We start from the raw sequence: 19,034 nt of genomic DNA, 5'->3' as shown, positions 1-19,034 counted from the left end.
CGCACTGTCAGAACAGTGTACTTCCGCTGACGACTGAAATAACCAACAGCAGCAGCAACACTGCGACGATCAGACCAAAAGCCAGTAACGCCGCATGAAAAGCGAGCGTAGCCCCAGAAAAAAACAGTGCGCCACTCACCCCCCATCGGTTCTCTTTGCGCATCCCACCCGTGAAGGCAAGCCCTAATGCCACCACAGACAAAATTACTCCGCTATTGATAAGAATAATGTCGATATCGACTGTTTTCTTTTTCGCCTCAACGGTCGGTTGTTCCCCTTTGATGCCAGCAATAATCCCTTTTTTCACCGCCGAAACCTTTTCAGCCACAACAATTTCAAGCGCTGTCGACTTTGTTGAAAAAGGACCAAAGGTGAACTGCACTAATGAGACAAGCAGTGCAATAACCCCGAGTAACATTCCCACTGAACTGAATTTATTCCGCAACAAGATTTCCATATCAGCATGCCTTTGATGATGTTTAAACTAACCCGCCGGGTGGCGGCCTACGTTCGGGCACCCGTAGGCCCGGTAAGGCGTCGCCGCCACCGGGCTATTTGCCTGCCTGTGGATGCGTATCAAACCCCGCCATCACCGCCGTCAGCTCGGCCAGGGTAAAGCCGTGCTTCGGGTCATCAACGCCCAGGCCAAACCGCGCCTGCATCAGCTTATACAGCGCCTCCGCATCCGGCAAATGGATCTGCTCCTCCACATGACCGTTCTGCCAGTGGGTAAAATTAAAGTTGGTCAGCGTCAGCTTGCCCCCGTCCGGCAGGTGGCGACACATCAGCAGATGATGACGGAAATGGGACTGCGGCCAGTGCGCCGACCAGAAGTTTCCCATCACGTAATCGTTGAAATACTGGGTCGCCAGGTCGAAATGGTACATCGACTGCCAGTGCTCGTGATGGCGGAATTGCAATACCCAGTCGTTACCCTCGCTTAGCAAACGATAACTCCCGTGCGGGGTGTCCTGCTCCTCGTTGGCGATCAAACGAATCGGCGCCGTCAGCGTTTGTCCGCCAAATCCCACATCGGCGATCCAGCGCTCGCCGTTCAGCTCAACCAGCAGCAACCGGTGCGTACGCGGCGGCATCTGCGACGGATTGGCCAGCACAACCCGCCCCAGCACGCTGCGCACCGTAAACCCGACTTCGCGCAACACCCGCTCAAACAGGCCGTTTTGCTCGAAGCAATATCCCCCCCGACGCGCGGTGACCAGTTTATCCACCAGACACCCGTCATCCAGATGGATTTCACGCGGCAAAACGACATCGATATTTTCGAAAGGGATGGCGCAGTTATGGTGTAAATGCAGCCCCCGCAGGGTATCGATATTAACCTGTACGGGCTGCTGCCAGCCCGTGCGGGCAAAATAAGCACTCAGAAATGGGGACATGATTTGCTCCAGGATGTGATATCCCCTGTTTATAAACTATTTTCCCTTATGCATATGCGTAAAAGTGCTTTTTCGTCATACTCATCGTGTACATGAGGAGATCCTATGAGCCACTTTCGCCCTGTTGAATTACGTCACGCCAGCCGCCTTCTGAATCACGGTCCAACCGTGCTCATCACCAGCCGGGATGAGACCATCTATCGTCGCAACGTCATGGCCGCCGCATGGTCTATGCCGGTGGAATTTGAACCCCCGCGTATCGCGATTGTGGTAGACAAAAGCGCGTGGTCACGGGAGTTGATCGAACGCAGCGGGAAATTCGGCATTGTGATCCCCGGCGTGGCGGCAGCCAACTGGACCTGGGCGGTCGGCAGCGTCAGCGGGCGCGACGAGGATAAATTTAACTGCTACGGGATCCCGGTTATTTATGGCCCTGAGCTTGGCCTGCCGGTTATAGAAGAGAAATGTCTGGCGTGGATGGAGTGCCGGTTATTACCTGTAACCTCTGCGGCCGAGAAATATGACACTCTGTTTGGCGAAGTGGTTTCCGCCGCGGCGGATGAACGCGCATTTGTCGCCGGACGCTGGCAGTTTGACGGGGATAAATTGAATACGCTGCATCATCTGGGAGCGGGCACGTTTGTCGCGAGCGGGAAAATGGTGAAGGCGCTTGATTAACGCACCTCAAAAAAGAAAAGCCCTCTTCCTGAGGAAGAGGGCTTTTTATTACTTCACACGCTTCGCAATGATCTCATCCGCCACATTCCGCGGAGCTTCCGCAAAATGATGGAATTCCATCGTATACGTCGCGCGCCCCTGGGACATCGAGCGCAGCGTGGTGGCGTAGCCAAACATCTCAGCCAGCGGGACGTCAGCGCGAATAATCTGGCTGCCGTACTGTTCTGCCATTCCCTGCACCAGGCCGCGACGGGAGGAGAGATCGCCCATAATGTTCCCGGCGTACTCTTCCGGCGTTTCCACCTCAACGTGCATCACCGGCTCAAGAATAACCGGATCCGCCCGCCGTGCGCCCTCTTTGAAGCCGAGGATCGCCGCCATGCGGAAGGCCATTTCCGAGGAGTCAACGTCATGGTAGGAACCAAACGTCAGGGTCGCTTTCACATCCACCACCGGATAGCCCGCCAGCACTCCCGTATTCATGGCTTCTCGCAAACCTTTTTCCACCGACGGGATGTACTCCCGCGGCACCACCCCGCCTTTGGTGGCATCTTCAAACACAAAACCACTCCCGGCGGCTAACGGCTCAAGGCTCAGGACCACATGACCGTACTGCCCTTTCCCGCCGGACTGTCGGACAAATTTACCTTCAATATCCTTCACCGCTTTACGCAGGGTTTCACGGTAGGTGACCTGCGGACGACCAATGTTCGCCTCAACGCCAAACTCGCGCTTCATACGGTCGACGATGATCTCCAGATGCAACTCGCCCATCCCGGAGATGATGGTCTGACCGGACTCTTCGTCCGTGTGCAGGCGGAACGACGGATCTTCCGCCGCCAGGCGCTGTAGGGCGATCCCCATTTTCTCCTGATCGGCCTTGGTTTTCGGCTCAATCGCCAGCGAAATAACCGGATCCGGGAACTCCATCCGTTCAAGGGTGATCACCGCATTCGGGTCGGTCAGCGTGTCACCGGTGGTAACGTCTTTCAGCCCGACACAGGCTGCGATATCCCCTGCGCGCAGTTCGTCCACCTCATGGCGATCGTTGGCATGCATCAGCACGATGCGCCCGATACGCTCTTTCTTGCCCTTCACCGGGTTGTACACCGCGTCGCCTTTGCGCAGTATGCCAGAATAGACGCGGATAAAGGTCAGCTGGCCGACGTACGGATCGCTCATCAGCTTGAAGGCCAGCGCCGAGAACGGTTCATCATCGCTTGGGTGGCGCTCGGCGTGCTGTCCGTCTTCGTCAACCCCATCAATAGCGGGCACGTCCAGTGGGGACGGCATCAATTCAATTACCGCGTCGAGCATGCGCTGCACGCCTTTGTTCTTGAAGGCGCTGCCGCACAGCATGGGCTGTATTTCGCCGGAGATAGTCCGGATCCGCAGCCCTTTGATGATTTCCGCTTCATCCAGTTCGCCCGTCTCAAGGTACTTATCCATAAGCTCATCGCTGGCTTCTGCCGCAGCCGACACCATTTTTTCTCGCCACGCCTGGGCGGTACTCAGCAGATCGTCAGGCACTGGCGCATAGCTGAACGCCATGCCCTGCGTCGCATCATCCCACAGTATGGTGCGCATCCTGATGAGATCCACCACGCCGGTGAAGTGTTCTTCTGCCCCCACGGGGATCACAATCGGGACCGGATTGGCTTTTAACCGCTCCTGCATCATCCGCACCACGCGGAAGAAATCTGCGCCCGGACGGTCCATTTTATTGACGAACGCCAGACGCGGAACATGATATTTATTCGCCTGACGCCAGACGGTTTCCGACTGCGGCTGCACGCCGCCGACGGAGTCATAGACCATTACCGCGCCGTCGAGCACACGCATGGAACGTTCCACCTCAATGGTGAAATCCACGTGCCCGGGGGTGTCGATAATATTGATGCGGTGCGGTTCAAAGCCTCTGTCCATACCGGGCCAGAAACAGCTTACCGCCGCCGACGTAATGGTGATCCCGCGCTCCTGCTCCTGCGCCATCCAGTCGGTGGTTGCCGCGCCATCGTGTACTTCACCCAGCTTGTGGCTCATCCCGGTGTAAAACAGGATGCGCTCAGTGGTGGTTGTTTTGCCGGCATCGATATGCGCGGAGATACCGATGTTGCGATAACGTTCGAGTGGAATGGGTCGGGGCATGTTATTTCCTTAAGTCTTCATGACTGGTTTGTGGCGACCGGGATGGTCGCGAGTTCGTTCGTTTGTTATAATAGTCCTATTGTACGAGTATTATCGAACTATTTTTTAACGGTTGACCTATTGTTGATATAGCTCAATCTCACGCGAGACGCAGGAAAACGATGATCCCAAACCACCCGGAACCTGAACAAATAGTGTTGGAAAATGTGTTGTTCGCCCTCGGCAATCCGCTGCGATTAGCGATTATTCGCAGGCTGGCCGACGGCAGCGAACTGAGCTGTAACGCGCTGCGCCCGGAAGAGGTGGTGAAATCCACTATGACTCACCACTGGCGCGTGCTGCGCAACAGCGGCGTGATCTGGCAGCGCCCGCAGGGGCGCGAGAATATGATCTCACTGAGAAGAGAAGATCTGGACGCCCGCTTTCCTGGACTGCTGGCGATCCTGCTCCAGGCTAAGTAGCGGCAGCGACCTCTAGACGATAAACCGGAATGCGCCGTGTTGTTCCGGTAAGGGTGTCGAACACCTCCGTATCGGACGTCACTATCCTCATCCCGGTCTTCCTTAACCGCTGCACGTCGGCGGCTATGCGCTGGAGGCCAAACCAGAAAAGCCCGTCAAGCGCGGTGACCGCAAGCCCCTGCTCCAGCGCCAGCTGGAGGCGCTCGCGGGGGGCTTTCACCTGCTGAGCGATTTGCCGGTAAGGCACTTCCGATCCGCCGGACGCATCGATTCGCTGAATACGGGTCTTCAGGTGGTAGGTAAATTCATCGGGAATGCCGTTCAAATCCTGTTTAAGGCTGTAGACGCAGCCAAACCGCTTGCCGTTGAACAGGACATTTTTTTGACTGAGCTGAAACTCATTTCTGATGCCATCAATCAGCTGCGGTGCGCGGGTAAGAAGTAACCGGAAGGGAAGCTCAAAGCTGGTCACATAATCCACGTTCAGCAGCGCGAGACGCAGCCGCTCTTCTGCCCCGGATTTCTGGTCATGACACTCGCGCATCACCTCCGCCCACTGACGCGTCAGACGTTCCGGCTCGCCGGCTTCGGTGAGGAGGTATTTTTCAAGATGATAATCGACTCTTCCGGTCATGGGGGCATCCCGTCAATGTGGATGCGGTAATTCTATCCAGCGCGGCCGGATTTATAAAGGGCGGAGCGCACCGGCATCCGCCCTGCCGGGCTACTGCTGGATACTCGACCGGTCCGAAATATCGCTGGCAGATAAGGTTCTTGCAGAAGATGTGACCTGTTTTTTGCGTTTATACCGGTCCGGCTGGCCTTCGGGGCGGGTTTTGAACCGGCGATGCAGCCACATATATTGCTCAGGCGCCATCATCACGGCGCGCTCAATTGCTCTGTTCATTTGCGTGGCTACCGACGCTTTGTCGCCTCCCTGCAAGGTATCGCTGATGTCCTCCAGAATAATCAGCTCATACCCTGTGCCGTCTGCTTTTCGGCGCGGTACAAACGGGATCACGGCAGGTCTGGCACTTTTCACCAGCATGTAGCTCCCGGCAGTTGTCGCGGCGTCCGGGACGGCAAAAAACGGCACAAACACGCTATTCGTTTTGCCATAGTCGTGATCCGGGGCATACCACAGGATCTCGTTTTGCTTCAGCGCGCGGATCATGCCCTTCAGGTCATAGCGGTCAAGCATGGTTTTATTGGAACGCAGACGACCGCGCGTTTGCAGCCAGTCGAGCAACGCATTATTGTTGGGACGATACACACCAATACCCGCGTTGAGCATGCCAAAGATGCGTGCGCCTAATTCCAGCGTGAGAAAATGCATGCCAATGAGCACCACGCCCCTTCCTTGCGCCCGCGCCTGTTCCATATGTTCGTAGCCGGTCACGCTGAAGTGTTTCCGCACGCGCCAGTCAGGCCAGAACCACGCTATGCCGGTTTCGATGACGCCCATTCCAACCGATTCAAAATTACGCTCAAGTAAACGCTCGCGCTCGTCCTCTTTCATATCAGGAAAACAAAGCTCAAGATTTCGTCTGGCGATCTCCACGCGGCGTGGAAGCAGGCGCATGGCCAGACGTCCAAGCCCGTGACCTGTTTTTAACAGCAGCGGATACGGAAGCTGAACCGTGCACCAGAGTGCGGCAATGCCTGCCCAGCTAAGCCAGTAACGAGGATGAATAAACGCGAGTGAAAACTGAGGTAATTTTGTCATGGAAAAATTATCCTTTTACTAATTTGTACTTTATCTGGTGCAGTTGCAGTGTTTACCTGCTGATTTAACGGATATTGTTCGGATGGATGAATTGTAGCGGATTCGTTATGGTTTTTATTATCGATTTTTGCGAAAGGGAATAAAAGTGGGGATCGCCGGGTGATATTGCACCACCCGGCAGGCAAGTTACATCGAATAGCCGGGCTTTTTAATCAGTTCATCCAGCTTCGGGCCGATCTCGGTATCCCAGACCTGCGCCTTCCAGTCAGCTTCCTGAACCTCCTGAAGCGCCACGGAGATTGAGCGATCTTTACTGTTCAGGTGACGGGCGATCGCTTCGGCGATATCCGCCGCCAGAGCCGTTTTTTGTTCGTCAGTCAGATCGCGTGGAAAACATTTGATGTCAACGTGTGGCATGGGCAGGGCTCCTTTTATAGATGAGCGTTCCACGTTATCAGATTATATCGTTAGCTTTTAGCACCTTGTGCAGTTCCGGCAGCGCGCAGACGGCATCCGCGACGGCGGTAATATTAGGCGTGTTGGTGGCAAACCACTCATGGCGTGGCCCCCAGGTACGCGCAACGGCAATATAGACGTCAAGCAGCGTCAGCTGTTTACCAAACGCAAACGGCGAGGCGCTGAGCTGGCTGTCGAACCACAGATAAAGCGATTTTCGGTACTCAATGCAGTTTTTCTTCAGCTGTTCCGGGGCATCAGGCACCCAGCGTTCCGGATAATCTGCATACGTAAAGGTGGGATAGACATTCGCCACAAACCAGATGAGCAGGCGCTGAAACTGCTGGCGCTCGGCCTGCCCAACGGGCGGCGCGAGGTCGGGACGTCTGTCGAGCACCATCAGGGCGATCGCCGCGGTTTCCGTCACGATCGCCCCGTTTTCCAGTTCCAGCGTCGGCACCTGGCACAGCGGGTTCAGTTTTAACAGCAATTCGCACTGCGGGCCGGGCTGGTCAAACCCGTCCACGTTGACGAACTGATACGGGATGTCTGCCAGAGTCAGCATCACTTCACTGATTGCCGATCCCCAGCCGGGTACGCCATAGAGTTTGATCATGTTGCCCCCTCAGGGATGAAAACCCTAAGTGTAGAGCACCATTAGTAGGTTATCCCGGGCGGATTAATGTCTGAAGACGTCACCGCTTCGCCCGCTTCCCCCCAGCGCGCCAGCACCTTTTGATACTCCCCGCGCTTAATCGCACCGTCCAGCGCAGCCTGCAACGCATACACCAGCCCATTACCTTTTTTGGTTGTGGTGGCGACATAGGCTTTCTTCGGGCCTAATCCCACGACGCGGGTTTTTCCGGTTAACGCGGCTTTATAGGCAGAAACGGACTGCGGTCCAAAGAACACATCCGCCCTGCCGGACTGAATATAAAGATTGCCTGAGGCGTCGTCGGTCAGATAAACCGGCAACGCAGGCTCGCGCCCGGCCTTTTTATTCTCTTCGTTCCAGCCCAGCAGAATACGCTCCTGATTGGTACCTGACCCGACAATCACCTTTTTACCGGCCAGATCTTTCGCACGGGTGATCGACTGTACGTTGCTGGTGGATTTCACCGAGAAGGCCAGGGAATCGACGCGATAGGTCGCAAAATCGAACTTCTCCTTACGTTGCTCGGTGACAGCGATATTCACCAACGCCACGTCATAGCGCCCGGAAGTGATCCCCAGCGGCCAGTCTTCCCACGCCGTTGGCACCAGCTTCAGCTTCAGCCCCAGGCTGCCCGCCAGCAACCGGGCGATATCCGGGTCGCTGCCAATACGGGTGCGGTTATCACTGGCCAGCAGCGCCAGCGGCGGAGAATTCAGGGCTGAAATCGCCACCGTGAGGGTCCCCGGCTCAACAAATTTATAGTTCGCCGGGATTTTCGCCACTGCCTGTTGATCAACCGTCACCGGCAGCGGCTGTTCGTTGGCCTTTAAATCAATGCTGGCGTGGCTCGCCGTCGTGAAGACCAGCCCCGCCAGGAGTCCATATTTCATCTGCGCTCCTTACAGCACTTTTGAGAGGAACTGGCGCGTTCGCGGATGCGACGGTCGGTTTAACACGTCGTCGCTGCTGCCCTGCTCCACAATTTTACCGTCGACCATAAATACCACCTGGTCCGCCACTTCCCGGGCAAAGCCGATCTCATGGGTGACCACCACCAGCGTCGTGCCGGAACGGGCGAGCTTTTTAATCACGTCCAGCACTTCGCCAACCAATTCCGGATCCAGCGCCGAGGTGGGTTCATCAAACAGCATCACGCGGGGGCGCAGCGCCAGCGCGCGGGCAATGGCGATGCGCTGCTGCTGGCCACCGGAGAGGTGACGCGACCAGGCATCGGCTTTATCGCGCAGTCCTACCACATCCAGCAGGCTGTAGGCGTTTTCAACAGCCTCTTTTTTAGTGAATTTTTTATGCGCGATGGGTGCTTCAATCAGGTTTTCCAGCACCGTGAGATGCGGAAAAAGATTGAAGTTCTGAAACACGTACCCAACGTTGACGCGCTGTTTCAGGATCTCTTTCTCTTTTAGCTCGTAGAGTTTGTCACCCTGACGGCGATAGCCGATGTAATCCCCGTCAATCTGAATAAAACCTTCGTCTACGCGCTCCAGATGGTTAATGGTGCGCAGCAGCGTCGATTTTCCCGATCCAGAGGGACCGAGGATCACCGTCACGGAGCCCGGCGGGATCTCAAGCGTGACGTTATCGAGCGCTTTATGTCGGCCAAAAAACTTACTGACGCCGGTAATGGAAATGTGTCCTTCAGGAGAGGCTTGCATGAACGGGCTCCTGTGCTGGCGAAGTGGTGACGGAACGCGCGCGGCTGGCCGCCCGGTTGTGGTTTACGGCGGAGCGGCGCTCGCTGCGGGCGAGTCCACGCTCAATAACATGCTGGATGGCAGACAGTACGGTGGTGATCACCAGATACCAGACGGCGCCCACCATCAACAGCGGGATCACCTCCTGGGTGCGGTTGTAGATCATCTGGATCGTGTAGAACAGTTCCGGCATCGCCAGCACGTAAACCATCGCCGTCCCTTTGGCGAGGCTGATGATTTCGTTAAACCCAGACGGCAGGATGGTGCGCAGCGCCTGGGGGAGAATGATGCGCACCGTGCGACGCCACGCCGGCAGCCCCAGCGCAGCGGCCGCCTCATACTGACCGTGGTCGACTCCAAGGAAGCCCCCGCGAATGATCTCCGCAGTATAGGCGCTCTGCACCAGCGTCAGCCCCACGATGGCGGTAGAAAACTGCCCGAGAACGTTGATGGTTTCAAAGCTGCCCCAGGTAATGCCGGTAAAAGGCACGCCGAGAGAGAGCGTGTCGTAGAGATAGGAGAAGTTATAGAGGATAATCAGCACCACGATCAGCGGCAGCGATCGGAACAGCCAGATGTAACCCCACGCCAGGCTGCTCAACAGCCATGATGACGAGAGCCGCGCCAACGCCAGTATGCCGCCAATCACCACGCTCAGTACGGTGCTTATCAACGTCAGCAGCAGCGTCTGGCCGACGCCTTCGAGGATCACCGGGTCGAAGAACCAGCGGGCAAATACCGCCCATTCCCAGCGCGGATTAAAGGCCACGGACTGGATCACGACCGCCAGCACAAACAGCGCCACCACGGCGCCAGCAGCGCGCAGCGGATAACGTGCCGGGACCACTTTTATGGTTTCAACGTTGCTCATCGTCGCTCCTTATGCGGTTTTGCTGAGCGCTTCGCGGATCAGCGTCTTGGTGAAACGCAGCCGACCGTCGAACGGCGGCTGGCTGTACTCTTCCGGGTCGCGGTTGAGATCGAACTGCGGCTGATACCCCTGACTGAGATAGAGCCGCACCGCCTCCGGCTGGCGAAACCCCGTGGTCAGGTAGATGTGGCTGTAGCCCGCCAGCACCGCACGGCGCTCCAGCTCCTGTACCACGCGCGCGGCCAGCCCCTGCTGGCGCAGCGTTTTATTCGTCCAGATACGTTTGATCTCTGCGGTATGTTCGTCGAAAGGCTTGTACGCACCGGTGGCGATGATCTCGCCGTCGCGCTCCAGGACGATAAACAGCCCCTGCGGCGCCAGGTACCACTCTGTCAGCTCGACTTCCGCATCCTTTGAAAAGTAGTCGCCGTAACGAGCGGCGTATTCACCGAAAAGCCCCTCGATAATGGGCTGAAGATCGGCATCTTCCGGCGAAACGTCACGAAATTGTTCCCGCATAGCGCCTCCTTAATCGCCCAGACCCGCCGGGTTAACTTCGGAACTGGGGATACGCTCCACGCCTTCCCCCCAGCGGTTCAGCACCTTGTCGTAATCTCCGTTCTTGATCGCGCCGTTCAGCGCGGTCTGAACCGGTTCGACCAGGCCGCTGCCTTTTTTCAGCGTCACCGCGATATGCGCCGCCTTCGGCCAGCCGCCGTCGACGCTGCCGACCAGTTTGGTTTTACCGTTAAGCGCCGCTTTCCAGGCGCCGATCACGTTCGGGCCAAAGTAGGCGTCCGCACGTCCGGACTGAAGCGCCAGCGTTTGGGCCGCGTCGTCTTTGGTGTAGATCGGCGTAAAGGGTTTAAGCCCTTTTTTGAGATTCTCTTCGTTCCATGCCAGCAGAATGGCCTCCTGGTTGGTGCCGGAACCCACGATGATGCGCAGTCCGGCGATATCCTCTGCCTTCACAAGCGAGTTGATCGGACTGGTGGATTTCACGTAGAAGCCAAGTGAATCCTTGCGGTAGGTGGCGAAGTCGAACTTCTCTTTGCGCGCTTTAGTGACGGTGATGTTGCTGATAGCCGCGTCGTATTTTCCGGAGGCAACCCCCAGCGGCCAGTCCTCCCAGGAGGTAGGCACCACGTTCAGCTCCAGCCCAAGGCTGTCCGCCACCAGACGCGCAATATCGACCTCACTTCCCAGCAGGGTTTTGTTGTCGTCGGAAAAGACCGTCAGCGGCGGTTGATTCAGTCCCGCCACCGCCACGGTAAATTTCCCCGGCACGGCAAAGCGATAGTCTTTCGGCAGTTGCGCGATCGCATCGCTGTTTTTGGCGGTATTGATCGGCGTTTTATTGGCCTCAATGCTCACGCCGGTGCCGTTAATATTGACGTTCTCTGCCCAGACGGCAGGGGTAAAGGCCAGCGCAAGCGCCAGAATAAGCGATGATTTCTGCATAGCGTTTTTCTCTTTTATTGTTGTGTGAACTGATTTTTGGGCTCGTCTAAGCCCAGACTTTCGCGCAGCGTGGTGCCGGGATAGTCGGTGCGGAACAGGCCGCGCGCCTGTAAAACGGGCACCACCTGGTCGACAAAGCGCGGGAAGGTGTCCGGCGTGCCGCCCTGAATGATGAAGCCGTCCGCCGCCTTCTCTTCAAACCAGGCCTGTAAACCATCAGCTACCTGCTCCGGTGTGCCGGAAAAACGCGGGCGCGGCGATGCAGCTTCCAGCGCGACCTGACGCAGAGTTAAGTTGCGCTCACGGGCGTTACGCTTGATTTCATCGGTGGTGCTGCGGAAGCTGTTTTTGCCCAAATCGCCAATATCCGGGAACGGCGCGTCGAGGGGATACTGGCTGAAGTCGTGATGCTCGAAATAACGTCCGAGGTAATTCAGCGCATCATGAATGGAGACCAGTGCCGCCGTGGTGTGATACTGGTTTTCTACGTCATCGGCGCCGTTTCCAACAATCACGCTGACGCCCTGGAATATATGTAAATCCCCTGCGCGACGGCCGTGACTTTCCAGCTGCTGTTTAACATCGCGGTAAAAAGCCTGGGCTTCTTCCAGCGTGTCATGGTGGGTAAAGATGGCGTCAGCGTGTTTTGCCGCCAGCTTTTTACCATCATCGGACGCGCCAGCCTGAAAGACAATCGGACGTCCCTGCGGGGTGCGGCCAATATTCAGCGGGCCGGAAACCTGGAAGAAATCACCGTGGTGATCCAGCGTATGCAGTTTCGACGCATCAAAGAACTGTCCGCTCTCTTTATTGCGGATAAAGGCATCCCCTTCCCAGGAATCCCACAACCCTTTGACCACGTCGAGATACTCATCGGCAATGCGGTAGCGCAGCGCATGCTCCGGGTGTTTTTCGCGGGAGAAGTTCTTCGCTGACCCTTCCAGCGGCGATGTCACCACGTTCCAGCCCGCGCGTCCGTTGCTCAGGTGATCGAGGCTGGCGAACTGGCGTGCAACGGTGAAAGGCTCGCTGTACGAGGTGGATAACGTGCCGACCAGCCCCAGGCGCGAGGTGATACTCGCCAGCGCGGACAACACCGTCAGCGGCTCAAAGCGGTTTAGAAAATGCGGAATGGATTTCTCGTTAATATAAAGACCGTCGGCCACAAATATAAAGTCGAGCTTGCCCGCTTCTGCTTTTAAAGCCGTTTCTTTGACGAAATCAAAATTAATGCTGGCATCCGCGACCGCCGCGGGATGGCGCCAGGCAGACATATTTCCGGATGCACCATGCAAAATGGTCCCCAGCCGCAATTGACGATGTGCAGACATATTCACCTCAAATTAATTAAACGTGTTGCAGGGCTTTTTCCGCGAGCTGTGCAAAATAGCGGGCAGCGGGTTCGATTAATGCTTCGTCCGGGTTAAATGCCGGGTGATGTAACCCAAACGGACTGTTGCTGCCAATGCTGACAAACGCGCCGGGTATGTTTTGCAGATAGACCGCGAAATCCTCCCCGCCCATGTGCAGTTCCGCATGCCGGGTTTCATATCCCGCTTCGCGCGCGACCGAGGTGGCAAACCCGGCCCAGTGCTCATCATTCACCAGCGCGGTGGGCCCGGCGTACCAGGTGATGTTGATCTGCGCGCTAAAGGCGCTGGCAAATCCGGCGGCGATTTCACCGACGCGCGCTTTCACGTTCTGCTGCACTTCTGTGCGGTGCGTGCGCAGCGTACCCTCCAGCTCAACGCTTTCCGGCAGCACGTTCCAGGTATTTCCCCCGGCGATGCGCGTCACGCTCAGAACAACCGAATCCAGCGTGTTGACGTTACGGCTGGCTACGCTTTGCAGCGCGGTTACCAGCTGACTTGCCAGCACGATGGCGTCGTTGCCTTCATGGGGACGTGCGGCATGCGCGCCTTTGCCGGTCACGTGAATAACGAAGCGATCGACATTGGCATAGAACGGGCCGCCGCGCGTGGCAAACTCGCCGACCGGCAGTGAAGGCTCGTTATGCATTCCGAAAATCGCGCGTACGTCGCGTAACGCCCCGGCCCGCACCATGCTTTTCGCTCCGCCGAAATTCTCTTCCGCTGGCTGGAACAGGATCCGCACGCGACCGTTGAGCGAGGCTTCCCGCTCTTTCAGCTTTAACGCGGCGCCGAGGATCACGCTGGTGTGGATGTCGTGCCCACAGGCATGCATCACCCCGGCACGCCGGGAGCTAAACGGCACCCCGCTACGCTCGTCGATGGGTAACGCGTCGATATCGGCGCGCAGCGCAACCAGTGCGTTGCCCGTGCCGATCTCGGCAACCAGCCCGGTCTGGAGATCGTAATCCAGCGGGGCAATCCCGGCGGCCGTCAGCCACTCGCGCAGGCGCGCCGTTGTTTCGACCTCCTGACCGGAGAGTTCAGGGTTCTGGTGCAGCTCACGGCGCCAGGCAATCAGTTGTTCGCTAAAGCTCATACGGTCACCTCCCTGTTAAGACGCGCCTCGGCCAGCAGTCGCAGAGACTGCACGCGCGTTGCGCCATCAGCGACCGGCGTGTCGATGATAAATTCGTCAATCCCCCACTGCTGATGCAGCGCGTTGAGCTGTTCAAGCACCGACACCGCCGTTCCGGCCAGCAGAGACTGCGCCCGACGCGCGATGCGCACCGGTTCACTCCCCGCCTGCCGCGCAAAGGCGTAGGCCTGTTCTTCGCTGGCCACGGTGACCCGCTGTCCGTTTGCCAGCTCCACGCCCCACACTTCAACCTTCTGCGCCAGCGCATCGGCTTCAGCCTGGGTTGGGGCAACAATGACCTGCACGGCCACAATCACCTCCCGGACGCTGTGTTGACGCCAGGCTGTGACGACCTCGCGCAGCAGCTCAGGATCGCCGTTCAGATGGGCGGCAAAGACAAAATGCCAGTCGAGGGAGGCCGCCAGCAGCGCGCTTTCGGTGCTGGCGCCCAGCAGAAATCCCCGGGCAGGCACCGGCGGCAGCGGCGTAGCGCGAACGTCCTCCTCCGCTGACTGATTTTCAGGGCGGATCCAGCGATCGAGCTGCGTCAGTTGTTCAGCAAAGCTGCCTTTTTCCTGCGGATTAAGGCCGTGCTGCAAGGCGCGGGTAGAGAGCGGCAGGCCGCCGGGCGCTTTGCCAACGCCCAGATCAACCCGGCCCGGCGCAATGGCGGCCAGTACGTTAAAATTTTCGGCAACTTTATAGGGGCTGTAATGTTGCAGCATGACGCCGCCTGAGCCCACGCGAATGCGTTTTGTTTGCCCGAGGATCCAGGCAATCAACAGCTCCGGCGAGGGGCTGGCAAGCTGCGGGGTATTGTGGTGTTCGGCAATCCAGAAGCGGTGATAACCCAGCGTTTCTGCCTGTTGCGCCAGTGCTAAGGTTCGCGCCAGCGCATCGGCGGCTGTTTCGTGTTCTGCGACGGGGCTTTTATCCAGAATGCTGATTCGCCATGACATGTTGCGTTCTCGTTTGACTTAACATGTCGTCATTATTAAAGGCGGATTTCACCTCTGAGAAACAATTAATTTACATTTGGATTGCCGGAAAACGGCAATAGAGAGTCTGTCATCGGCGTGATTTAAGCGAGGCAATGAGTCTTTCCGCATCCTGCCGTCGGGTAATGCGGAGAAAGCGAATGTGTGCGTACTGCGGGTTTTGCATATCCGCCTCATATCGTTTGCGGTTGCTGCGCCAGGTTTTGATCGTCCAGATGATAATAGAGTCCTTACTAAGGAACGACCGACGAAAGCTTTCGCGGTTCCCCGTGCCGGGCCAGAGCTCCTGTTTGTGCCAGGCGCGTCTGGAGGCCCGCGTCACCGCCTGCCAGAGCGTGCGGATAAACCCACGATCTATCCACACCACCAGATCGACGTCGCGCCACTTAACGTCGCGTGTGCGGTTGTAATTCCCGTCCAGGACCCAGTCAGGCGAGGCGGCGAGCGCTTTTTCCAGGGTTGCAAGAAACTCATCATCCGGTGTTCCCTGCCAGTTCGATCGCCAGTAAAGCCTGTCCATCTCAATGTAAGGGATAGCCAGCGCCTCCGCGATTCGCCTGCCAAACGTGCTTTTCCCACTTCCGCTGGTGCCTATGATATTGATTTTCACCGTTCCGCCTGCACATGCTGAAGAAAACGGATCGAATCATAACGTTAATAATTTGTTTACGAAACGCCAGACTACTCGTTCGGATACTGCTCGTCGGTGACCTTCTCCAGCCATGCCACCGGGCTCCCGTCGACAGCTTCTGCGATGGCGATATGGGTCATGGCCGTCTGCGCGCTTGCGCCGTGCCAGTGCTTCACGCCGGGTGGGATCCAGGCGATATCACCCTGATTCAGCGGTTCCGCCTCTTTCCCCCACTCCTGTAACCAGCCGCGCCCCTGCGTCACGATCAGCGTTTGTCCAAGAGGATGCGTATGCCAGGCGGTACGTGCGCCGGGTTCAAAGGTGACGGTCGCGCCGCCGACTTTTGCCGGTTCAGTCGCCTGGAAAGGCGCGTCAATGCGCACGCAGCCGGTAAACCAGGCCTCTGGCCCCTGAACGGAAGGTAACGAACCGCTACGGATAATTTTCATGATTAACTCCTCGTTTGCTGTTGCGTTAACAGTAGCGTAAAGCAATGGGGAGCATTAGAGTGCATAATCAGAAAGGAACCATGAATTCATTTCATAAATCGAGTAAACCGCCATGTTAAAAGACAACTTCAACGATCTGCTTTCCTTTATGGTCGTCGCCCGGGAGCGCAGCTTTACCCGCGCCGCGGCGCAGCTTGGGGTATCTCAGTCGGCGCTCAGCCACGCAATGCGCAATCTGGAAACGAGGCTGGAAGTCCGTCTGTTAACCCGCACCACCCGTAGCGTGGCCCCTACCGAGGCCGGCGAGCAACTCCTCATGCGCTTAAGCCCCCATCTGCTGGAGATCGAGCAGGAACTCACCGCGCTGCGTGATACCCGTGACAGACCTGCAGGGAATATTCGCCTTACCGCCGGGGAGCACGCCATGTCTGCGGTGCTGTGGCCTGTGCTTAAACCCTTTATGGCGCAGTATCCTGATATCAACGTTGAAGTCACGGTGGACAATGGGCTGACTGATATTGTCGATGGCCGCTTTGACGCGGGGGTGCGTCTGGGTGAGCAGGTGGCGAAAGATATGATTGCCGTTCGTATTGCGCCGGACATGCGCATGGCGGTCGTCGGGTCGGCAGAGTATTTGCAACGTTTCGGCGTACCGGAAACGCCGGAGCAGCTTGATCAGCACCGCTGCATTAATATGCGCCTGCCCACACGCGGCGGATTATATGCCTGGGAATTTGAACGGGACGGACGTGAGCTGCGCGTGCGGGTTGACGGCCAGCTGATCCTCAACAGCCTGCCGCAACGCATCGATGCCGCCGAAAACGGTCTGGGGCTGGCGTACGTCCCGGAAGATGCGGTTCAGGACGCCCTTGCTGAGAGCCGGTTAGTGCGTGTGCTTGAAGCCTGGTGCCCGGCTTTTACGGGATACCATCTGTACTATCCGAGCCGCCGCCAGCACACTACCGCGTTTGCATTACTTAGCAGCCCTGCGGCATTCATAAGCTCTACCTATAAGTAACTATTAAGTAAACCTGATGATTAAATCAGCATTCACAGACCTTTTTGCCTAAAAAAACGCCACGATTCAGCGCGTTGTGATCCCCGTCTGCTCTGACCACACGATTTCCTTCGACGTGCATCACTTTCGGCACGGTTATATTTTGCGTCGCTTATCAATTGCGGGTAGGATGCCTCGCCATGTTTTGCCTTATCCATACACAGAATGACTGGAAAGGCAGCATGTGTCTGCGCAGAAGCAATCGTTTGTTTCGGCATCTGCCAGGCAGGACTATCACGTTAATGGTTCAGACAGGCAAACAGGTAACTCAATGAAAACAAGCAATAAAAGCGCAGCCGATCATCATGCTGCGAAACGTCGCTGGTTGAACTCTCATGAAGAGGGCTATCACAAGGCGATGGGCAACCGTCAGGTGCAGATGATCGCCATCGGCGGCGCTATCGGTACAGGTCTGTTTTTAGGTGCAGGCGCACGTCTGCAAATGGCTGGCCCCGCTCTCGCCCTGGTCTATCTGGTGTGCGGGATCTTCTCTTTCTTCATCCTTCGCGCCCTCGGCGAACTGGTACTCCACCGCCCTTCCAGCGGCAGCTTTGTCTCTTACGCCCGCGAGTTTCTTGGTGAAAAAGCCGCGTATGTCGCGGGCTGGATGTACTTCGTTAACTGGGCAATGACCGGTATCGTCGATATCACCGCCGTTGCGCTGTACATGCACTACTGGGGCGCGTTTGGCGATGTGCCGCAGTGGGTGTTCGCCCTCGGGGCGCTGGCAATTGTCGGGACCATGAACATGATCGGCGTGAAATGGTTCGCCGAGATGGAGTTCTGGTTCGCGCTGGTGAAGGTGCTGGCCATTGTGATCTTCCTGGTGGTCGGAACCGTATTCCTCGGCACCGGTAAACCGCTGGACGGTAACGCAACCGGCTTCCACCTGATTACCGATAACGGTGGTTTCTTCCCGCACGGCCTGCTGCCCGCGCTGGTGCTGGTGCAGGGGGTAGTGTTCGCCTTTGCCTCCATCGAACTGGTCGGTACGGCGGCAGGCGAATGTAAAGATCCGCAGACGATGGTGCCAAAAGCCATCAACAGCGTGATCTGGCGTATCGGTCTGTTCTATGTGGGGTCCGTGGTGCTGCTGGTGCTGCTGCTGCCGTGGAATGCATACCAGGCGGGGCAAAGCCCGTTTGTGACCTTCTTCTCTAAGCTGGGCGTGCCGTACGTGGGCAGCATCATGAACATCGTGGTACTGACCGCCGCGCTCTCCAGCCTGAACTCCGGGCTCTATTCGACGGGCCGTATCCTGCGCTCTATGTCGATGGGGGGCTCTGCGCCGAAGTTTATGTCGAAGATGAGCAAGCAGCAGGTGCCTTACGCGGGTATTCTGGCCACGCTGGTGGTTTACGTCTTTGGCGTGTTCCTGAACTATCTGGTGCCGTCTCAGGTGTTTGAGATCGTGCTGAACGTCGCGGCACTGGGCATTATTGCTTCCTGGGCCTTTATCGTGGTGTGTCAGATGCGTCTGCGCAAAGCGATCAAAGAAGGAAAAGCGGCTGACGTCAGCTTCAGGCTGCCGGGCGCACCGGTGACCTCCTGGCTTACCCTGCTGTTCCTGCTGAGCGTGCTGGTGCTGATGGCCTTCGACTACCCGAACGGTACTTACACCATCGCCACAATCCCGCTGCTGGCGGTGCTGTTAATTGCTGGCTGGTTTGGCGTTCGTAAACGCGTGAATGAAATCCACAGTACCGCACCGGTTCATCCTGGAGATGACAAACAGGACGGTCCGCTGGTGGAAGAGACGTCGCGTTAATAAAAAAGCCGGGTGGCGGCTTCGTCTTACCCGGCCTACATCTCATGGTTTTGTAGGC

Annotated in this window: 19 protein-coding genes and 1 pseudogene; 4 read left to right on the top strand and 16 right to left on the bottom strand. The window is 57.2% G+C overall.

Features of this window, described 5'->3' with window-relative positions:
* Positions 1 to 7: 7 nt before the first annotated feature.
* Together RHN82_RS21055 and nhoA are read right to left on the bottom strand one after the other, a co-directional pair.
* Positions 8 to 457 carry a hypothetical protein gene (locus tag RHN82_RS21055; RefSeq protein ID WP_047051073.1) on the bottom strand — a complete coding sequence of 150 codons (450 nt, stop codon included), beginning with the start codon at positions 455 to 457 and terminating at the stop codon, positions 8 to 10.
* 94 nt (positions 458 to 551) lie between these two features.
* Positions 552 to 1,397, bottom strand: coding sequence for an N-hydroxyarylamine O-acetyltransferase (nhoA, locus tag RHN82_RS21050; protein WP_047051072.1), 846 nt, complete (start codon positions 1,395 to 1,397; stop codon positions 552 to 554).
* Positions 1,398 to 1,502: 105 nt separating this feature from the next.
* On the opposite strand from nhoA, the gene RHN82_RS21045 reads away from it, so the two are divergent.
* Positions 1,503 to 2,075: a flavin reductase family protein gene (locus RHN82_RS21045; RefSeq protein WP_047051071.1), complete on the top strand. Its 573-nt coding sequence runs from the start codon at positions 1,503 to 1,505 to the stop codon at positions 2,073 to 2,075.
* Between the two features lie 48 nt (positions 2,076 to 2,123).
* Here the strand turns inward: RHN82_RS21045 and fusA are convergent, their stop codons facing one another.
* Positions 2,124 to 4,223 carry an elongation factor G gene (gene fusA / locus RHN82_RS21040; RefSeq protein WP_032671178.1) on the bottom strand — a complete coding sequence of 700 codons (2,100 nt, stop codon included), beginning with the start codon at positions 4,221 to 4,223 and terminating at the stop codon, positions 2,124 to 2,126.
* Between the two features lie 161 nt (positions 4,224 to 4,384).
* On the opposite strand from fusA, the gene RHN82_RS21035 reads away from it, so the two are divergent.
* Positions 4,385 to 4,684, top strand: coding sequence for a helix-turn-helix transcriptional regulator (locus RHN82_RS21035; protein WP_047051070.1), 300 nt, complete (start codon positions 4,385 to 4,387; stop codon positions 4,682 to 4,684).
* Here the strand turns inward: RHN82_RS21035 and RHN82_RS21030 are convergent.
* From RHN82_RS21030 to RHN82_RS20970, 13 genes and pseudogenes are all read right to left on the bottom strand, one after another.
* Entirely contained in the window at positions 4,677 to 5,318 is a 642-nt protein-coding gene (locus RHN82_RS21030) for a DNA-binding protein (protein ID WP_047051069.1), read from the bottom strand. The genes RHN82_RS21035 and RHN82_RS21030 overlap by 8 nt on opposite strands.
* A 90-nt stretch (positions 5,319 to 5,408) precedes the next feature.
* A complete protein-coding gene (locus tag RHN82_RS21025; protein ID WP_047051068.1) occupies positions 5,409 to 6,410 on the bottom strand; it encodes a Kdo(2)-lipid IV(A) acyltransferase in 1,002 nt (333 codons plus the stop codon).
* 186 nt (positions 6,411 to 6,596) lie between these two features.
* Positions 6,597 to 6,827, bottom strand: a complete 231-nt coding sequence (pptA, locus tag RHN82_RS21020; protein ID WP_003857012.1) for a tautomerase PptA — start codon at positions 6,825 to 6,827, stop codon at positions 6,597 to 6,599.
* A gap of 37 nt (positions 6,828 to 6,864) precedes the next feature.
* Positions 6,865 to 7,482 carry a glutathione S-transferase family protein gene (locus RHN82_RS21015; RefSeq protein WP_047051067.1) on the bottom strand — a complete coding sequence of 206 codons (618 nt, stop codon included), beginning with the start codon at positions 7,480 to 7,482 and terminating at the stop codon, positions 6,865 to 6,867.
* A 41-nt stretch (positions 7,483 to 7,523) separates the two neighbouring features.
* Entirely contained in the window at positions 7,524 to 8,411 is an 888-nt protein-coding gene (locus RHN82_RS21010; protein WP_047051066.1) for a transporter substrate-binding domain-containing protein, read from the bottom strand.
* A 9-nt stretch (positions 8,412 to 8,420) separates the two neighbouring features.
* A complete protein-coding gene (locus RHN82_RS21005; RefSeq protein WP_045334928.1) occupies positions 8,421 to 9,194 on the bottom strand; it encodes an amino acid ABC transporter ATP-binding protein in 774 nt (257 codons plus the stop codon).
* Positions 9,178 to 10,104 carry an amino acid ABC transporter permease gene (locus tag RHN82_RS21000; protein WP_047051065.1) on the bottom strand — a complete coding sequence of 309 codons (927 nt, stop codon included), beginning with the start codon at positions 10,102 to 10,104 and terminating at the stop codon, positions 9,178 to 9,180. Before RHN82_RS21000 ends, RHN82_RS21005 begins: the two co-directional genes overlap by 17 nt.
* Positions 10,105 to 10,113: 9 nt before the next feature.
* Positions 10,114 to 10,623, bottom strand: a complete 510-nt coding sequence (locus RHN82_RS20995) for a GNAT family N-acetyltransferase (RefSeq protein ID WP_003857004.1) — start codon at positions 10,621 to 10,623, stop codon at positions 10,114 to 10,116.
* 9 nt (positions 10,624 to 10,632) lie between these two features.
* A pseudogene (locus tag RHN82_RS20990) lies at positions 10,633 to 12,896 on the bottom strand (NtaA/DmoA family FMN-dependent monooxygenase).
* A gap of 16 nt (positions 12,897 to 12,912) precedes the next feature.
* Complete coding sequence (locus RHN82_RS20985; RefSeq protein WP_047051063.1) at positions 12,913 to 14,034, bottom strand: amidohydrolase; 1,122 nt, start codon at positions 14,032 to 14,034, stop codon at positions 12,913 to 12,915.
* The gene (locus RHN82_RS20980) at positions 14,031 to 15,032 is read right to left on the bottom strand and encodes an MsnO8 family LLM class oxidoreductase (RefSeq protein ID WP_047051062.1); all 1,002 of its coding nucleotides are present in this window, start codon (positions 15,030 to 15,032) and stop codon (positions 14,031 to 14,033) included. Before RHN82_RS20980 ends, RHN82_RS20985 begins: the two co-directional genes overlap by 4 nt.
* A 109-nt stretch (positions 15,033 to 15,141) precedes the next feature.
* Positions 15,142 to 15,681, bottom strand: a complete 540-nt coding sequence (locus tag RHN82_RS20975) for a shikimate kinase (RefSeq protein ID WP_032669826.1) — start codon at positions 15,679 to 15,681, stop codon at positions 15,142 to 15,144.
* 71 nt (positions 15,682 to 15,752) lie between these two features.
* Complete coding sequence (locus RHN82_RS20970) at positions 15,753 to 16,151, bottom strand: cupin domain-containing protein (protein ID WP_015570456.1); 399 nt, start codon at positions 16,149 to 16,151, stop codon at positions 15,753 to 15,755.
* 112 nt (positions 16,152 to 16,263) lie between these two features.
* Between RHN82_RS20970 and RHN82_RS20965 the strand changes: the two genes are divergently transcribed.
* Positions 16,264 to 17,169, top strand: a complete 906-nt coding sequence (locus RHN82_RS20965) for a LysR family transcriptional regulator (RefSeq protein WP_047051061.1) — start codon at positions 16,264 to 16,266, stop codon at positions 17,167 to 17,169.
* A gap of 310 nt (positions 17,170 to 17,479) precedes the next feature.
* The gene (gene ansP / locus RHN82_RS20960; RefSeq protein WP_047051060.1) at positions 17,480 to 18,976 is read left to right on the top strand and encodes an L-asparagine permease; all 1,497 of its coding nucleotides are present in this window, start codon (positions 17,480 to 17,482) and stop codon (positions 18,974 to 18,976) included.
* Positions 18,977 to 19,034: the final 58 nt, after the last annotated feature.

Source organism: Enterobacter cloacae complex sp. EB5, from assembly GCF_031432835.1.
Classification (GTDB): domain Bacteria; phylum Pseudomonadota; class Gammaproteobacteria; order Enterobacterales; family Enterobacteriaceae; genus Enterobacter; species Enterobacter hormaechei_C.
The sequence above is the reverse complement of the archived record's forward strand: the minus strand, read 5'-3'. Positions and strand labels throughout refer to the sequence as shown.

Excerpts from the sequence above, each read along its gene's own strand:
- RHN82_RS20995 (WP_003857004.1), bottom strand. The coding sequence starts at position 10,623 with ATGCGGGAACAATTTCGTGACGTTTCGCCGGAAGATGCCGATCTTCAG.
- RHN82_RS20980 (WP_047051062.1), bottom strand. The coding sequence starts at position 15,032 with ATGTCATGGCGAATCAGCATTCTGGATAAAAGCCCCGTCGCAGAACAC.
- RHN82_RS21030 (WP_047051069.1), bottom strand. The coding sequence starts at position 5,318 with ATGACCGGAAGAGTCGATTATCATCTTGAAAAATACCTCCTCACCGAA.
- pptA (WP_003857012.1), bottom strand. The coding sequence starts at position 6,827 with ATGCCACACGTTGACATCAAATGTTTTCCACGCGATCTGACTGACGAA.
- RHN82_RS20985 (WP_047051063.1), bottom strand. The coding sequence starts at position 14,034 with ATGAGCTTTAGCGAACAACTGATTGCCTGGCGCCGTGAGCTGCACCAG.
- RHN82_RS20970 (WP_015570456.1), bottom strand. The coding sequence starts at position 16,151 with ATGAAAATTATCCGTAGCGGTTCGTTACCTTCCGTTCAGGGGCCAGAG.
- RHN82_RS20965 (WP_047051061.1), top strand. The coding sequence starts at position 16,264 with ATGTTAAAAGACAACTTCAACGATCTGCTTTCCTTTATGGTCGTCGCC.
- RHN82_RS21035 (WP_047051070.1), top strand. The coding sequence starts at position 4,385 with ATGATCCCAAACCACCCGGAACCTGAACAAATAGTGTTGGAAAATGTG.
- RHN82_RS21045 (WP_047051071.1), top strand. The coding sequence starts at position 1,503 with ATGAGCCACTTTCGCCCTGTTGAATTACGTCACGCCAGCCGCCTTCTG.
- RHN82_RS21055 (WP_047051073.1), bottom strand. The coding sequence starts at position 457 with ATGGAAATCTTGTTGCGGAATAAATTCAGTTCAGTGGGAATGTTACTC.
- RHN82_RS21000 (WP_047051065.1), bottom strand. The coding sequence starts at position 10,104 with ATGAGCAACGTTGAAACCATAAAAGTGGTCCCGGCACGTTATCCGCTG.
- RHN82_RS21010 (WP_047051066.1), bottom strand. The coding sequence starts at position 8,411 with ATGAAATATGGACTCCTGGCGGGGCTGGTCTTCACGACGGCGAGCCAC.
- RHN82_RS21025 (WP_047051068.1), bottom strand. The coding sequence starts at position 6,410 with ATGACAAAATTACCTCAGTTTTCACTCGCGTTTATTCATCCTCGTTAC.
- fusA (WP_032671178.1), bottom strand. The coding sequence starts at position 4,223 with ATGCCCCGACCCATTCCACTCGAACGTTATCGCAACATCGGTATCTCC.
- RHN82_RS21015 (WP_047051067.1), bottom strand. The coding sequence starts at position 7,482 with ATGATCAAACTCTATGGCGTACCCGGCTGGGGATCGGCAATCAGTGAA.
- ansP (WP_047051060.1), top strand. The coding sequence starts at position 17,480 with ATGAAAACAAGCAATAAAAGCGCAGCCGATCATCATGCTGCGAAACGT.
- nhoA (WP_047051072.1), bottom strand. The coding sequence starts at position 1,397 with ATGTCCCCATTTCTGAGTGCTTATTTTGCCCGCACGGGCTGGCAGCAG.
- RHN82_RS21005 (WP_045334928.1), bottom strand. The coding sequence starts at position 9,194 with ATGCAAGCCTCTCCTGAAGGACACATTTCCATTACCGGCGTCAGTAAG.